At 56.8% G+C, this 14678-nt stretch carries 21 protein-coding genes; 1 reads left to right on the top strand and 20 read right to left on the bottom strand.

Going from position 1 to position 14678, the window contains the following annotated elements; genetic code table 11:
- Positions 1–20: 20 nt before the first annotated feature.
- From FF098_RS14845 to FF098_RS14830, 4 genes are all read right to left on the bottom strand, one after another.
- Positions 21–461 (bottom strand): hypothetical protein, encoded by a 441-nt coding sequence (locus tag FF098_RS14845; RefSeq protein ID WP_155141973.1) that lies wholly within the window; start codon positions 459–461, stop codon positions 21–23.
- On the bottom strand, positions 461–955 hold the full coding sequence (locus FF098_RS14840; protein ID WP_155141971.1) for a hypothetical protein: 495 nt from the start codon (positions 953–955) through the stop codon (positions 461–463). The genes FF098_RS14845 and FF098_RS14840 overlap by 1 nt, the downstream gene beginning before the upstream one ends.
- 2 nt (positions 956–957) lie before the next feature.
- Positions 958–1380, bottom strand: coding sequence for a phage tail terminator-like protein (locus FF098_RS14835; RefSeq protein WP_155141969.1), 423 nt, complete (start codon positions 1378–1380; stop codon positions 958–960).
- Positions 1381–1550: 170 nt separating this feature from the next.
- On the bottom strand, positions 1551–1988 hold the full coding sequence (locus FF098_RS14830) for an HK97 gp10 family phage protein (RefSeq protein WP_155141967.1): 438 nt from the start codon (positions 1986–1988) through the stop codon (positions 1551–1553).
- 169 nt (positions 1989–2157) lie between these two features.
- Between FF098_RS14830 and FF098_RS14825 the strand changes: the two genes are divergently transcribed.
- Positions 2158–2520: a helix-turn-helix transcriptional regulator gene (locus tag FF098_RS14825; RefSeq protein ID WP_155141965.1), complete on the top strand. Its 363-nt coding sequence runs from the start codon at positions 2158–2160 to the stop codon at positions 2518–2520.
- Here FF098_RS14825 and FF098_RS14820 read toward each other — a convergent pair.
- The 16 genes from FF098_RS14820 to FF098_RS14745 form a co-directional block, all read right to left on the bottom strand.
- Entirely contained in the window at positions 2517–3569 is a 1053-nt protein-coding gene (locus FF098_RS14820; protein ID WP_155141963.1) for a phage minor head protein, read from the bottom strand. The two genes, FF098_RS14825 and FF098_RS14820, sit on opposite strands and share 4 nt — an antisense overlap.
- Entirely contained in the window at positions 3566–3937 is a 372-nt protein-coding gene (locus FF098_RS14815) for a hypothetical protein (protein ID WP_155141961.1), read from the bottom strand. Before FF098_RS14815 ends, FF098_RS14820 begins: the two co-directional genes overlap by 4 nt.
- Positions 3927–4370 (bottom strand): hypothetical protein, encoded by a 444-nt coding sequence (locus tag FF098_RS14810; RefSeq protein WP_155141959.1) that lies wholly within the window; start codon positions 4368–4370, stop codon positions 3927–3929. Before FF098_RS14810 ends, FF098_RS14815 begins: the two co-directional genes overlap by 11 nt.
- Positions 4371–4718: a hypothetical protein gene (locus tag FF098_RS14805; RefSeq protein ID WP_155141957.1), complete on the bottom strand. Its 348-nt coding sequence runs from the start codon at positions 4716–4718 to the stop codon at positions 4371–4373.
- A gap of 51 nt (positions 4719–4769) precedes the next feature.
- Entirely contained in the window at positions 4770–5822 is a 1053-nt protein-coding gene (locus tag FF098_RS14800; RefSeq protein ID WP_155141955.1) for a major capsid protein, read from the bottom strand.
- Between the two features lie 12 nt (positions 5823–5834).
- On the bottom strand, positions 5835–6296 hold the full coding sequence (locus tag FF098_RS14795; protein ID WP_155141953.1) for a hypothetical protein: 462 nt from the start codon (positions 6294–6296) through the stop codon (positions 5835–5837).
- 3 nt (positions 6297–6299) lie between these two features.
- A complete protein-coding gene (locus tag FF098_RS14790) occupies positions 6300–7451 on the bottom strand; it encodes a hypothetical protein (RefSeq protein ID WP_155141951.1) in 1152 nt (383 codons plus the stop codon).
- Positions 7441–8793: an anti-CBASS protein Acb1 family protein gene (locus FF098_RS14785; protein WP_155141949.1), complete on the bottom strand. Its 1353-nt coding sequence runs from the start codon at positions 8791–8793 to the stop codon at positions 7441–7443. The genes FF098_RS14790 and FF098_RS14785 overlap by 11 nt, the downstream gene beginning before the upstream one ends.
- Complete coding sequence (locus FF098_RS14780; RefSeq protein WP_155141946.1) at positions 8790–10256, bottom strand: PBSX family phage terminase large subunit; 1467 nt, start codon at positions 10254–10256, stop codon at positions 8790–8792. Before FF098_RS14780 ends, FF098_RS14785 begins: the two co-directional genes overlap by 4 nt.
- Positions 10186–10644, bottom strand: a complete 459-nt coding sequence (locus FF098_RS14775; RefSeq protein WP_155141945.1) for a DUF2280 domain-containing protein — start codon at positions 10642–10644, stop codon at positions 10186–10188. Before FF098_RS14775 ends, FF098_RS14780 begins: the two co-directional genes overlap by 71 nt.
- Positions 10645–10670: 26 nt before the next feature.
- Positions 10671–11306 carry a putative metallopeptidase gene (locus FF098_RS14770; protein WP_188544132.1) on the bottom strand — a complete coding sequence of 212 codons (636 nt, stop codon included), beginning with the start codon at positions 11304–11306 and terminating at the stop codon, positions 10671–10673.
- A gap of 351 nt (positions 11307–11657) precedes the next feature.
- Positions 11658–12734 carry an RNA-guided endonuclease InsQ/TnpB family protein gene (locus FF098_RS17750; protein ID WP_155141943.1) on the bottom strand — a complete coding sequence of 359 codons (1077 nt, stop codon included), beginning with the start codon at positions 12732–12734 and terminating at the stop codon, positions 11658–11660.
- A 29-nt stretch (positions 12735–12763) separates the two neighbouring features.
- Positions 12764–12961, bottom strand: a complete 198-nt coding sequence (locus FF098_RS14760) for a hypothetical protein (protein WP_155141939.1) — start codon at positions 12959–12961, stop codon at positions 12764–12766.
- A 444-nt stretch (positions 12962–13405) separates the two neighbouring features.
- On the bottom strand, positions 13406–13945 hold the full coding sequence (locus FF098_RS14755; RefSeq protein WP_155141937.1) for a hypothetical protein: 540 nt from the start codon (positions 13943–13945) through the stop codon (positions 13406–13408).
- A complete protein-coding gene (locus FF098_RS14750) occupies positions 13942–14139 on the bottom strand; it encodes a hypothetical protein (RefSeq protein WP_155141935.1) in 198 nt (65 codons plus the stop codon). Before FF098_RS14750 ends, FF098_RS14755 begins: the two co-directional genes overlap by 4 nt.
- 3 nt (positions 14140–14142) lie before the next feature.
- On the bottom strand, positions 14143–14658 hold the full coding sequence (locus tag FF098_RS14745) for a hypothetical protein (RefSeq protein ID WP_155141933.1): 516 nt from the start codon (positions 14656–14658) through the stop codon (positions 14143–14145).
- Positions 14659–14678: the final 20 nt, after the last annotated feature.

Raw genomic sequence — 14678 nt, 5'->3', positions numbered from 1 at the left:
GGTCTTGCCGGTGTGATCGGCTATTCTGTAGGCTGTGTGTCTTTTGATTTCTCGGCAGAGCCAGTGTTCTGCCCTTGAAAAAAAAGCGCCTCCTTGGAGCAAGCCTGCATGACTTGGCGGTAAAGCCAGTCCCGGGTCAGCATGTCCTTGGCCGTGGCGTGGGAGTAGTCAGGCGTCTTGCCGTTCCACGAGGCAGGCTTGCCATCGGCACCCTTACCCCATTTGAACTCCTTGATCCGGGCAGCAAACTTGCTCCGGGTCATGTCCTCGATCTCGTCTTCCTTGACCTCGACGCCATCACGGGCGGCTGAGGTAAAGACCTTGTTATGAGCGGACTCGACCGCTTCATAATCAGGGTCCGTTGGATCGCAGATCAGCAGGGACAGGCCGATAGGCTTGCCTGTTGCCGGGTTCTTCACCTCGTACCAGTACGGGCTAGGTTCAATCGCTGAAAGGTCCATTACGCGGCGTCATCCGTCTTGATCGGATACTGAACGAAGGCGAGTTGCGTGGTGATGATGGCAGCGCCACCGGCCTCGCTCTGGCCCTCCATGGCCTTCCGGACAAGTGCGCGGGAATATTTCACTGTGTTGTTCCCGCCCGTCGCCGCATCGCGATAGACCAGCTTGAACGGGTAATACAGGTCAGTATCGCCAGCAGCCTGCACAGCGATTTGCCCGGCATCGGCCTTGCGGCGGATGAAGGACAATTCCCGGCCTGTCATGGACTCGACACCCTTGAACGGGACGGCAAGACCAGTGACCGGCTCGAATTGCTCCATGGCCTGCTCCACGTCGAAGGACGGGACCGGCGCGGCGTGCTTGATCTCGACCCAGTCAAGGGCCTCGAATTCGCTTTCATTCAGATCATCAGCAGCCTCGTCAGGGGTAGACCCGCCAGAGCTGGTGACAGCGATATAAATCCTACGGCCTTGAGTGCCGCCATCTTGAGACATGTCTACTCTCCTTCTTCAATGAGTGACTGATATGGAATGGAAACCGGAATTCGGATTTCGTCCCTCTCCACCAGGGGGGCGGTCGGAGAAGATTGGCTGTTGAAACGGACGCAGATGTCGCCAGACTGGAGAAGCGTACCGCTAGGGCAATGGTCACAGACCTGAGAGACCAGCTCCATTGCCTTCACGATGCCCCTGTTGCGCTTCACAGCCACAGTGACCTGCAATATGCCCCGCGCACGCCTGACACCGGCCAGAGCCGGAACCTCGCTGCGCACGGGCAGGATTGCGACCTCAAGATAATCCTTGGTGCCGCGCTTATGATCGACATTGCCCCACGCCTTGTCCGTCGCCGGGGTTGTTGTCAGGCCGTCCATATGCTCAAGTAGTAGATCGGCAATCACTGCCTCGGGGCCTGTCGCCATGTCTGATCCCTTGAATAAGCGAGAAGCGTTTGAGCGCCTGATAAAAGCCCGCTCTGCGCTGGGCGATGAACCCGCGCTGTCAACAGGCGCTGATACGTCTTTGAAACTGGCACGGTCCTATCTGACGACGCTTATCGCAGCCTACGGACTGACCAAGGAGGGCAGCGAGATTACAGGCCCGCCGCCCGAACTTCCCTCACGGCCTCATTCACATAGTCCTGCCACTGAAGAACCTCAGTCCGGACAAAAGCATCAGGAGGCTGACCGTTCGCGCCATACTCCCGATAGCGGGCGTAATTCGCGGTGAAGACACCGTAGATCGTATCTCCAAGCTCGAACCCGGCGAGGGAGAGCGTGATCTCGCCCGGATCGAAGGTGAACCGGTCAACATCCTCAGGCTTGTACCTGACAGCATCGACCGGCACGTTGAGCGTCACCTCGAAAGAGGACCTCAGAAAGCCGGTATCGACCCTCATGCGACCGCCCTGAGCAACTGGCGTGGTCACTCCGGCAAACACCTTGTCGGCAGCAACCTTTGTCACCGTCTCGGCCCGGAGTCTTGTCTCTTTGACCCACTCGTCTATCTGGGCTGTGAATGATTGGGCCATATTTTTCCACACTCTTTCCAAACCTAGCGGTGTAAATTGCCACCTAAGTTGCTGTTTTACCTACTTTTGGCGGTCTTTGTTAGGCTCTATGGCAACACTTAAGCTGTTGTTTTTGTTATTGTTTTTTCACCCCGCGCATGGCATGTTATCGCAATGAAGGGAGATCAATATGAAACTGCTTAGCTACGAAGATTTGATTGCGCGGGGTATACCATATTCCAGAGTGCATCTTTGGCGCCTTTCTCAACAGGGCAAGTTCCCCATGCCTGTAAAAATCAGCACAAATCGTAACGCTTGGGTCGAATCTGAAATTAATCAGTTTATTGAAGACAAGATTCTCGACAGAGACGGAATTTTACCAACCGCCGCAAAACAGTCCCCCACTAAAAAACAGATTGAGGCATACGGATTGTACCGTACCGGGATGCCCTTTTCCGCAGTAGCCGAAACCCTCGGCATCGGCGAGGCGGCAGCCAAGGCGCGAGTATACAACTACATGAAGGCAATGCGCAAAATGAGAAAATCCGCTTAGCCCCCTCTCGCCTTCTTCCATTTCGCCACCGCTATCCAGTCAACTCGAACATCACCACGGCAGCGGCAGTTGATCAGATCCTTGCCGGTCGCGCCCAACTCTGCATCGCCGGGATAGCGAAGCCTGTTGCCATGGATCGTCTGGAATGCCTCGCCGAAGCGAACCCGGTCCCGATGCAGGTAGATATGGCTGTCCCTGACCCTTGCGTCTGGCGTGGCATTCCACTCCATCTCGACCGCAAAGGCTGGCAGGGTGCCGCTCTGTATAGCCTGTCTCGTTGCCTCGTACCGTGAGGCCGTCATGGCGCTCAGGCTCTCCGTGCGGGCTATCGTGTCGCCACGGTGCTTGAGCAGCCGGTCAGCATACCGACCGATGATAACGTCTATCTGCGCACCGGTGAGCGGCTTTCCGTCTCGAATAGCCTTAAGCACTGTGCGATCATACCTGCCATCCCGCAGCTTGCGCCTGAGATAGGCTTTCATCATCGCAGGATCGCCGCTGGAGAGCTGCGAGCGGGCCTGAGACACATAGCCCATCTGGTGAGCCGTAAGCCCCAGCTTGCCGCCTGAGCGGATATTCTGGCCCTTCTGCACCCTACCCACGATATCCAGCGCAGTAGAGCGTGGATTGACGCCCCGGCGCATGCCATCCGCCAGAGCCTCCCTTACACCTTGGCGCTGGTCTTCAACGATGGCCTGTATCAGCCGGGAAGACTTCTCCAAGAGCCAGCGCTCAGCAGCCGGGTTGCGCACATCGAACAGGATGGTGGCGGAAAAGCCCGCCCGCGTACCGGACAGGACCGAGGCACCGAAGCGACCGCCGTCGATATAGGCCTGCCTTACCGCCTCAGCGATCAGATCGAAGCTGGCGCTATCTAACAGCAACGCATCGAGTGCAGCCTCGATATTCCCGCGCTCCAGTGCCTCGACAACGCGGGCCAACGTGACCCTGTTGCTGGTCTCGGCAATGGCCTGCAGGAAAGCCTCACGAATGCGCCGGTCATGAATATCAAGCAGCTCTGCAAGGCGCTCGCGTTCGGATGGTGTCATTTCCTACACTGCAATTCCCAAAGCACCGCCGTCCCGGATGGCCGGATCGGCTTGGGGTTGATGATGTTGTATTGTTCCGTATCTGAAATATATATCTTGTCGCCTATCTCAGGCACGGGACCGGTCGCATCCATGAGGATGCGGGTGTCGGTTTCCAAGATACTAGACCCGTCAATACGCTTGTCTGAGAACTTGCTAAACACGATGACAATATCGTCACCATCACTATAGGTCACGGTCGGATTATAGCCGCTACCGGTGACTTGCTTTTTTTTCAGCAGAGGTGTGGCCCCCGGCTCAGGCGGAACTCCCGCCTCTAGCAAACCCGCCCTGACATCTGCCGATATGGCCGCAACATCAAGAGTCACGGCGACCGCCAATGCGCTTGATATAAGGCGCGGTCACATTGTCATTCGGCAGGTAATTGCCCAGCATCGCCTCGATAAGGCTGTGCGTCGGCATCATCAGCGTGCCGGTGCGGGCCGTTGACCCACGCTCGACAACGGTCCACCGGATGCTGTCAACGCCCGTTAAAACCTTGCGCTCGCCTTCTGTGTAGGTCTTCGAGAAGAACCCAGGTGTTGCCAGTTCAACACCAGCCGCAACATAGGTCGCCTCCTCGACATTGTCCGACGCTTCCGTATAGGGCGAAACGAACCGGGAGACGTAGTAATAGCGGATATAGTCCGTTGCGCGTTGCAAGGCCGCTGTAGCGTCCGCATCATCCGCATCAGCGGGGGCGCTGTCGCCCCGCGCCGTGGCCCATGTGCGCCAGTCTGCGATCGTGCCGATCAGGCTCACCTATTCGGCCTCATCTTGCATCTTGGACCAGACCGCATCGCGCTCCTTGGCCGTGACCGTGGCAGAGCTCTCCGGCATCAGCGTGTTGATCGCATCAACCTCGGGCTTACCCTGTGCGGTGAAGTCGTCTTCTGACAGGCCCATGATCGCATCACGGATTGCCTTTTCGCGGCCACCGTCAGTGGCCGGATTGACGACCATGGTGTCGCCGCCTTTGCCGATGATGCGATAGCGACCCTTCCATTGCACCGGCTCTTTCGAGACGGTCATGACAGTGCCGACAGGGATTTCCTCAGAGCCTTCTTTCGTCGCGCGGTAGATACCGCCTGCGGTAATTTCGATCTGCATATCGTCTCCTGAATAGAAGCGGCCCCGCCGGTTAAAGCGGGGCCTCATGGATTACTCGTCAATATCGGTCGTGTAGAACACGCCGGTTTTGCCGTTGTAATCAGCGCGAATTTCCAAGCCCATCGCCGCCATCACCAGGAACTGGTAATTATCGGTCGGGTTGAGACGGGTCATCGCGGTCGTGTTGGTCGCCATACCGATCAGCGGGCGGATATACTCGGCACTCGGCACGAAGCCGAACATCTCGTTACCCGTCAGCTCATAGGAAACCGCGATCTTGTTGATGCGGCGGTTGCTTTCCAGATACTCCCACAGCTTGCCTTCCTTGTTACCGGCAGAACCGGAATAGGAGCGGTCGAAGTTGCGGCCAATCTCCGGCGAGACATAGACGTTCACCGCGCCGGTGATGTGGTTGGCATCAAGCATCGCACCAAGAGTATTGGTGAAGAATGCATCGATGGCGTCCGACGTTGTGGCTGTGGCCGTCAGGTCGATATTGGCACCAGAGTTCGCAGTGCCAAGGTTGATGACCTTGGACAGGGCGTTGGTGCGGATACCGGCAGCGGCATAGCCCTGGAAGTTGAGCGATGAATCGCCGTCAAGCGCATACTGCGCCATGTCGCGACGAATCTTCGCCGTGATCGCTTCCTGATCGTCGGCAAGGGCGTCGAAGTTCTCAGACGAAAGCGTGTTCCACTCGCGCCATTCACGGCCATAGCCGCTGGAGAAGATCGGAACCGGCGTCCCGCGATAGGTGTACTCGACCTTATCGAGGGTGTTCGGAACCTGACCAGACATGGAGCGCTGCACCGAACCGGCATCCGAAGACACGCGGTTGAGGTGAACCAGCTTGCCGATGTTCACAGCCTTTGCCAGAGGCATCAGGTCCTGCATGTACGCCTGACCTTCGTCATTGCGCATTACGCGGCGGGTGATACCGTCCAGATCCAGCCAGGCATCGCGCGGCAAGACAGAGGCAGCGTTAGCCACCGTTGCCATGTCGTCTTCCTTCTGGTGGAACCATTCGCGGTTCGCCGTTACTTCGCCCCACCAAGCCGCGTGAGGACGCGAATTGGCGACAAGTTGTTCGTCAAAATATCGCATGTGAATTCCTCCTTATGCGGCTGCGCTCAGATAGGATTGGCTGCCTGCAGGACGGACCTTGAGCAGTTGTTCGCTACCGGAGTTGTTGTTGTAGACCTCTTCAGAGTAGGCAACGATGAGGTCTTCTGTGGATGCAATGGCGAGCGTGCCGTTAGCACCCGGCGTGAGGGCGGTACCAATGGCGGTGATGTTGACGCCATTGGCGATGCGAGCTGCATAGAGCTGGTCATCCTGCATCTCGATGCCGATGGCGGTCGTGTCCTGCGTCCAGTCATCATCAACGCCCTTCATAGCGAGATAATTGTCCTGTACGAGCCAGACCTTGCCAACGGTCGTTGCGGCAGCAAGCGCCCATTCGCCGGAACTGATCACAACCAGCCGACCCGGTTTCAGGGCGACGGAAGCATTCAGCTCACGGACTTGCGGCTTGGTCTCTTCGACCGGGCCAAGGAAAATCTTGTTGTAACGTGCCATGTGTTAAGCCTCCTTTTCGGCTTTCGGCAGCACGAAGGCCGGGCCGTCATTCGGGCGCTGGAAAGCACCATTCACGGCAGCGGCTTTCTGCGGCTTGATGGTTTCGGCAAGAGCGCGGGCCGCATTGAGCGTCAGCTCCTTGGCAGCGTCTTCCTTCATCAGATTGGCCTTGACGATCTTGTCCTGAAGCTCTTTCAGTTCGGCATCGTCTTTCGCCTTTTGTGCGTTCTCGACAGCTTCCAGCTTGTCGGTGATCGGCTTGAGCGCGTTGCCGATGGCCTCGCCAAGTTTTTCAGGGGTGAGGCTTTCCGAGAGGGTATCCACCTTATCGGAAAGGGTCTTGAACTGTTCTTCTGTAACAGCCATTTCAGCTTCCTTTCTGTTTGCTGAGGTTTCCCGCTCGGTGCCGCTGAATGCGGACAGGATGGCGGACTTCATTCGCTCCAGCATCGGAGCACGGTCGCGCTTTTCAAGCGCTCGGGCCAGGCTATCAATAGCCCAGTCCATTTCGTCGTCTGCCCGGTCAAAAGCAGAGTTGATAACCTTCGTTTCTTCGCTTTCGCCTTTGGAATTGACGAAAATACCAACCCCCTGTTCCGGCGTGGCGGCCCCATCCTCATTCAAGAGGATGGCGTCATGGTCGAACAGGATATCCGTTGCGGTGTACTCGTGATCGTCGCCATCGGGTCCAGTCAGGTTGCACAGCAGGCCGGTTGATGTGTGGATCGGCTGCTTTTGCTCGATGGCGTTCAAGACCTGCTGGCCCTCAGGCGATTGCTTGGCCTTCTGTACGTCAATGATCTTGTCGAGGAACACGCGGCCATTCTCGCGTCGCACGTTCTCGTTCCAGGCACCGATCCAAGAAACATTAAGGCCCTCAGGGTCCTTAGCCGACACAAACAGGCCGTTGACCTTCGGATGACCAAATGGCGCGGGCGTCTTGTCGAGGGTGCGATAAGACTTCTCGATCTCGGCAGCGGGATACTTGATTCCGTTCATGATCACGTCATCCGGAAGCGTAGCGCTGGGCACGATGATTACATCGCGGCCATTGCGTTTTTCTTGCCGGATGGAGGCAAGGTTTACTTTCGTCGTGATATTGACCCGCACCGGGGCGCTGGCCTCGTTGCAGATGAATTGGCGTTTATTGATCATCGTCTTCCTCGCTGTCTGGCGGGCCTGTGTCGGTGTCGTCTTCAATGTCGTCCACACCCTCAACCGGCTCATAGCCCGCCGCTTCGCGAACCTCATTGCCGTCAAAGACCGGGGCTGCGCCACCTGCGTTCATGTGCTTGACGTTGATGTCTGCCATCTTGTCGGCGCGGGCGATTTTCTCTGCGGGGCTGGCTTCCCCAAGCTCCGGCCAATCAATCGACCAGTCTTCCTCAGGCAGGACACGGAACTGAACGAGCCTGTTGACCAGCTCCATAATGTTGGGGACCGTCTCGCGGTCTCTCCGGGAACTGATTGTCTTTTCCCAGTCTTCCTGATCTTCGCTGGAAGCGCGCTCCCCGCTCTGCATGCCCGTCAGGATCTTGGTTGGCATCGAAACGGAAGCGGCAAAGGACTGCACCGGTGCCAGAATGAAGTGCTCCGGGCTTGGCAGCGTTATTTGCTGGTTCTTCGCAGTCATGCCTTGCATCAACAGGTAAGCGTCAATACCTGTCTGGAAGTCATTAACCTGATCATCCATGGCCTCAGCAAGCTCGCCCGGGCTTACCTGCATGGCCTTCGCCATGGCCTCGATATTGGCTTCCTTGTCGATCTCCAGGAACAGGCCAGCCTTGGCGTTCTTCCAGAAACCCTCACCGCCAGCGCCAATGATCTTCTCTATGCTGATAAGGTCATTGAACCCTGCCGACAGAAAGTTGTCAGCATGCACGGTGCCGTCGTTTGACCAGACGATCACCCTGTCCGGGTGTACGTTGAAATTGCGGACCTTCTGCTTGTTGTCGGAGCCGACGCCCTGTTCATTGAACTGGAACATCTTTGGCTTGCCGTAGTTTTCGTCATTGATGTCGCTATACCAGTCAGAGATGGTAAGCTGACCCTCCCAAGCCGGGATAATCTCGATAAGGCCGTCCAGACCGTTCACCCGCCCGACGGGCTTGTCCATGCCCTGACCATCCGCCAGCCTCAGGATGATGGCGCTGTACTTGCCAACCAGCGAGCGGCGGTCGGCCTCTACGATCTTCGGCCATGCTCTCAGATCACGGAACCGGTCAAACAGGGCCTGCTCAACCTTGTTCATCTCCCGCGTTTTTTCGTCAGTCTGAAGACTGGGCAGGTCCTCCCACGTCTTGCCGACATAGCGTTCAACGGCGGCCTTGCCGTACCCCGTGCGCTGGTACATCTGCCAGAACATGTCGAAGCTGATCGCCTCGGGGTAGCCAAAGTCGGCGTAATGGTTCCGCTTGGTCGTGCCAGAGAAATAGCCGGGGAACATTGTGCCCAATGACCGCTGCACGGCATTAGCAATCATCGATACTTTACTCATGCGCGGTGTTTCTTCCTGAGGAACATGGCGGCGGCGACACCTTCAGCGCGTTTCGCATAGGCAGCGATAAACGCATCAGCTTTGTTCGGAGACGCAATGTCGCGCTTCTCAAGGTCTTTCTTGCTTTCCACTTTCACCTTGCCCCTGTTGTCGAAATCGCGGCGCGGTGTCGCCAGCTCGTCTATGAGCTGGTCAATATGGTCGCAATCGCTCGATATACTGATTAATTCGTCTTCCGGGAAGCTCTGCCCCTTCTCGACGGCGTTAAATGTGTTTCGAAACCGGGCCGCAACCTCCCACCAAGCCTGCGCCTTGCGGTTCGCGTAATAATCCCCGTTGATCGGTGACTTCGGATCGTCCGGGTTTACCGGCCTTTCTTTGTCGATTACCTCGCCAGCCGCATTGAATTTGTGATAGGCGACTTTCGTGCCTGGCCGCTCGTTTAAAGAGGCAAAGTGAGAGCCGGCGAAAGCCCCGACGCCGATGCAGTCGTAATCAATCTCGGCACCATGCTCGACAGCCAAGCTGTGAACCCTCGTGGCAGATTTGAGCAACTCATCTTCTTTGCCCTTCCACTCATCAACCTGCAGCGCAACAATACCGTGCGTGCGGACGATAGCGTTCTTGTCCACGCCGCTATCGGCTATATCGAAGCCGATCCGCTTTCGGCCGCTAGGCTGAATGCCGAGCTTGATATGCGCATCGATAGCCGCCTTGATATGCGAACGCTTGACGATGACCGCATCATCATCTTCGACAGGTTCACCAAGGTATATGTGGCTATAGTCCTCCTCGTCCTCTTCCTTCTTGCGGGCGATGACCCTGAGGATTGTGCGAGACAAGAACGGATTCTCGTCGTAATTGATCTTGCGGCGGATGGTCCCGCCAACCTCGCCCGTTATCTTGCCCCTGATCTTGCCCTGCGGCCCGCCAGTCACGAACTTGCGGTAGACGAAATCGGTTACCAGTTTCGGGTTGAATATGATCCAGAATTGGCTGGCCTCGCTTCTAAGCGTCGGCTCCAGAATGTCCCATTGCTCTTTCGTGAGGTTGTGCGCCTCTTCGATCCAGCAAACATCCACACCCTCCGTAGACTTGATCTCTGTGATATGTCTCCACAGGCCGTAGAAGATAAATTCGCTGCCGGTCCTCTTGTGAACGATTTTGTTCTTCAGGATGGCAAATTCGCGATCAAGCCCAAAGCGCTCAATCTGGATCTTCAAAAGCGTGTAGACGCTCTCTTCGATCCGATTCTGAAACTGCCTTACGCAGAGAAACTTAACCCGGTAATTCGAAGCCAGAAATATGGCAAAGCCAGCCGCATCCCATGACTTTGACGATGAACGCCCACCGTACAGGACGCGCTCCCGCGCGGGTAACTCCCAGAACTCCCTAAGAACCGGATTTAGGGTCGCGTCCTGCGTAGAAGTCCGCGAGGCCGCGATGCTCGATGCTGCCGCCATGATCTATCTTTTGCCGGTTCGTGTACGCATCGCCACATTCCTTCGCCGCTTGCTCGTGCAGCTGGGCCGTCAGCGCCATGTTGCCCATCTTTTCGGCCTTGCGGGCCATCCGTTCGAGGGTGGAGAGGCGGTAGGACTTGTTGGCGATGGGAATGGCCGACACATCCTCGCGGAACCGCTTACGCTCTTCCTCGAACAACTTGCGCCATTTCTGGGCCAATTCCTTGCCAGCCGCTTTTGTCGGGTCGTGGGAGTTGACAGATTGCAAAGATATTTCGATGCCGAAAGTATCTTTCACTTGCGTCGCCACCTCTGTCGGCGTGTCAAACCGCGCCAAGGCCGCGACGATAAAGGCCTTAACTTCTCCTGATAGCCGTCTGTTCGCCATTTGCCTAACTACAAGGCCCTAAAAGGCTAAGCCGCCCTCGCGAGACATGTGCCGCATGACTGGGCAATGTTCGCCGGCGCTATGGTCGGGCCTTCCTTTGCTGCTTGAATGAGTTCTTGAATGTGGGTTGCCTCGGCTCCGTATCTGCGGACCACTCCGATGAATTCCTCGATGTCGTGCCCCCTCATACCGAAGACAGGCAGCCCGGTTTGCTGATTGAACCTCGGAGCGCCGAATTCATCCTTCTCCTGAGCGCAGTGATAAAGCTCATGCTCTACGAGAGCGCAGAACTCAGCATCGCTGCACTGGCTGGCGTAATTGGCATCCAGCGTGATGATGAAATCAGGTACTTCCCCGAACCACTGCGTGACCTGGTATTCCTGTCTGGCCTTGCCCCACTTGCCGCCCATGCCCATGGGCTTTCCGGGTTCCGCCTGCCCGACAATGCGCCTGCCCTTCTTGGCGTTGGCGACGTTAGTCCAGAGGAAGCCTATCGAAGCGTGCTGCAGGTGCTCGTGGTCTTCGTTTTCCAGCGTGCCGCCGGGTTCGATAAACGTCTCACGCGCCCAATCGGCAAGCTCTCGACAAGGCTCGAAATGGTCCTCATGCTGCAGGATCACGCCAGTCGGCCTCGGCCTACCGCCTTTGGACTTATCGGTCATGGCGATATCGTGCTGCTTGCCCTGCGAGCATCTGAGCGCCCGCGTCGCGGTAAGCCATGCCCAGCCCTATGAACGCCTCAAGCATGGTCAAGCCTCGCTGCGGCGTTGGCATGGGCTTAATGTCATCCCGGGATACCGGCGCTTCTTGCTTACCGGTCATGGCTAGAAGTAAAACTCACGGATCATGGCTCATAGCCTCCTGAATGATGTACCCCGTCAGCGGGCGAGCGCTTTGCGGTAGGTGAGAGAGGAACCTGTGGCGACGCCTCACACTGACGGGGGATTGGAATTGAGGATCTCATAACAACCGGAGCATAAAACCCCGGCTCTGTTTTAATGCCTTCCAAGCCGCTATGCGGCGAGGATTTCCTCAGCAGGAGGCTGGCACTCCAGCCCGGCGCGAAGGATGTTCTTGGCGGCGTTTACGTCACGATCATGTGACGCACCACACTCACAACAATCCCAGCGCCTCATTCCAAGTGCGCCCATACCTTTCGGACTACTGTCGGGAACAACCCCACAGCCCGAGCACATTTGGGAAGTATACCGCTCATCGACATCAACATATACGGCCCGCCTTCTGGCAGCCTTATACCGCAACATATCCCGAAACAGCGCCCATCCCGCATCCATTATGGACTTAGCCATCCTGGTTCTTGCGAGCTGTGCAGCCTTAACGTCGCCGACAGCAATAAAAGAATAGTTATCCGCTAAGCGGGTAGATTCTTTGTGTAGGTAATCTCGCCGGGCATTCGCGATTTTAGCATGAATAGCCCTCGCCCGCCTCTTGTTCCCGGCCCGTTGCGCGTCGCCAAGCTTGCGCTCATAGCGACGGAACAGCCTCGGGGCCGATATCTTTTCCGCGTCGCTTGTTATTGCTAAGTTCCTTAGACCAAGGTCAATGCCGACGCAGCCGTCTTTTCTGGCCAATCCGTCCTCAACTTTACAGACAAGAGACACATACCATCTGCCTCTCGCGTCCTGGGTAAAAGAGCCCGCTTTAAACTCACCGGAAATGTCTCGGGAACGCCAAAGTTTAAACCTTCGCTTCAGATAAACGACCTCATCGCCGCAAATTTTCAGGGCTCTTTTGGTGATTGGGACCCAACCCAAAGACCGGCGAGGCCCAAAGCTTTTGCGGAACTGCGGCGAACGCTCCTGCGTGTCTCGGTTCTGCTCAAACCGTCTGCACAATGCGCTCACGGTGTCGGAATGCAGACCGAGCATTTTACCACTGCCAGCAGTAAGGTTGATCAGGTCAAAAGCAGACGGCCAAAAGTGGCCCCTGTCTCCGTACCGCCTAAGCTCGGCTTGTCTTTGTGTGTTGCAACAAAAGTTCCACACTTGATTGCAGGCTGTTGCATGGCGATCAAGCCACTTGCCCGATGTCGCGTCCTTAATTCGATACTTGTAGGTTATGTAAGACATACCAGCTTCGAACTCTGTAATGCAGGTGGCTATGCCAGAGCTGCGGACTCGACAGTCATCTTTTCATCAGCGCCAATGCGGGTGATCCTGATGTCGATCAAAGCATCCCAATGCGGGCCGCGCTCGATGATGTCTTGCAGGTCTTCAAGCTCTTCGAGGTGATGAATAACACCGTTGATCGGGCCGTTGTCTGACCGGTAGGTGATTTCTGCTTGCCAGCGGCTCATCTCAGCCCTCCATGGCTGGTGTTGGTATTGGCTCCGGCTTTTAGCTTATAGACGGCTCCCCGGACGCCCCGTCTCGTCTTTCATTGCCCGGAAAGCATCGGGTAACTGGCGGGCCGGGCTGCATTTCCCGTTTAATCCCCTTGCGGAAAGGGGCACCCGCCAATTCTGGTCGGGCCATCTCAGGACTTGCACCTGTTCCGGTCGGACCGGAACCTGAATGGAAAGGCTAGTTTTGGGACTCTCACCCGCATCACTCGCTAATGCGATCCCAGCCATAATCTCCATCAGCCATTGATCTTATAACACGCTGGCTGGGGGCGGGCATAGGTCAGGTCTATACTGACAACCGCTGCTTACTCCCGCGCGGGCCGGGTACTTTGCGGCGCTGCAAGGCTAGCCCGCAGCGTACAATCCTTATACCCCGTTTCCGTTAGCTATGTCACCCTAGGCCGCAATCTTTTTTGCTAACATCATCCGGCGCAAACGCTGGGCTATTTCGGTAAGCGCACGATCTTTCATGTTCTTCACGCCCGCCCTCGATCCGTACCCGCACATGTCTGCAACCCTCTGCAGAGTGCACCCGTTTGCAAGCGCAAGCATGGCCTTGCGGGAGCGGCGCTCGTTCCGGCCTGTGTGGATGTAGGTGAACCAGGTCATCACCTCCATGTAGCGATCTAGAGCCTGCTTTGAGGCAACCCGGATGATCTGGGGCGGGTACTGGATGTTGTCGGCAGACATTTCCACCTCAGTGCCAAATATCTCGGCAGGCGAGTGAAAGTAATCGACGCCGTGCTTGTTCTGGTATCGAGGGCCGACGCCCCGGATTGCCCGTTGCGTCTCTGCTGCTTCCTGCAACAGCCGCCAGACAATCTCTTCGTCAGACGGCGTGTCGTGATCCTCGGCCAAGAGCATTGCTCGGCCTTGGTGGAGCATTTCAGCAATGAGGATTGCCTTCTGCCCTTCCCTGCCCGGTTGGTTGGTCATTCGGGGGTGTCCTCCTTGGCGATTTTGCGAAGTTTTTTGTCCACAGCGATATCGATCGGATCGCCAAACAGAATTGCCTTTACCAACCCCTTGCAGGCCATGGCGAAAAGAAGCGCGAACATCAGCCCGAACGTGAACGACGCAAGGCCCCATCCGCTCCATGCAAGCGCTCTCATGAATTCAACGTAGTCCATATCTCACTCTCCAATCATTGGGTTGAACTGTTCTCGGATAAGAGCATTTGCTCCCTGCTCGGATAATTCGGGGCAGCACTTTGCAATGCGCCTGCGAAGCTCTGCAGGGGTCTGGCACGCGCCGGGATGCCTACCCTTGATCTCGACCGTCATTGGTGGGGTCCATCCCTTCTCGTCAGGGCGTTGGCGTCCAAACTTCTTGCGCAGGTCGGCGGCGATCTGTCTGCGCTCCTCCGGGCTTTCCCTGCGCATGCCGATGAGTTTCTGATCCTGCCTCCGATCCTCTGCGGCACGATCGTAAAGCCGTGCGGTCTTGGTCGGATCATTGGCTTTCCAGCGGTCAATCCACGCAGCGATGCCTTGTGGCGAAACCGGATAACCGCTGCCGGGCGATTGCAGGAATCGCTCAGTGCACCACTTGACGGCGTCGGGTGAATAGCCCGCGAAAATCTCCATCAGGCTTGCGTGATAGCTCTCCAGCGTGAAGCCATCAGCGATGGTGCACCGGGCAAAGATCATATCCACCGCCACCGTCACAG

Origin of the sequence: Aquisalinus luteolus (genome assembly GCF_009712425.2) — a bacterium.
Lineage (GTDB): Bacteria > Pseudomonadota > Alphaproteobacteria > Caulobacterales > Parvularculaceae > Aquisalinus > Aquisalinus luteolus.
The sequence above is the reverse complement of the archived record's forward strand: the minus strand, read 5'-3'. Positions and strand labels throughout refer to the sequence as shown.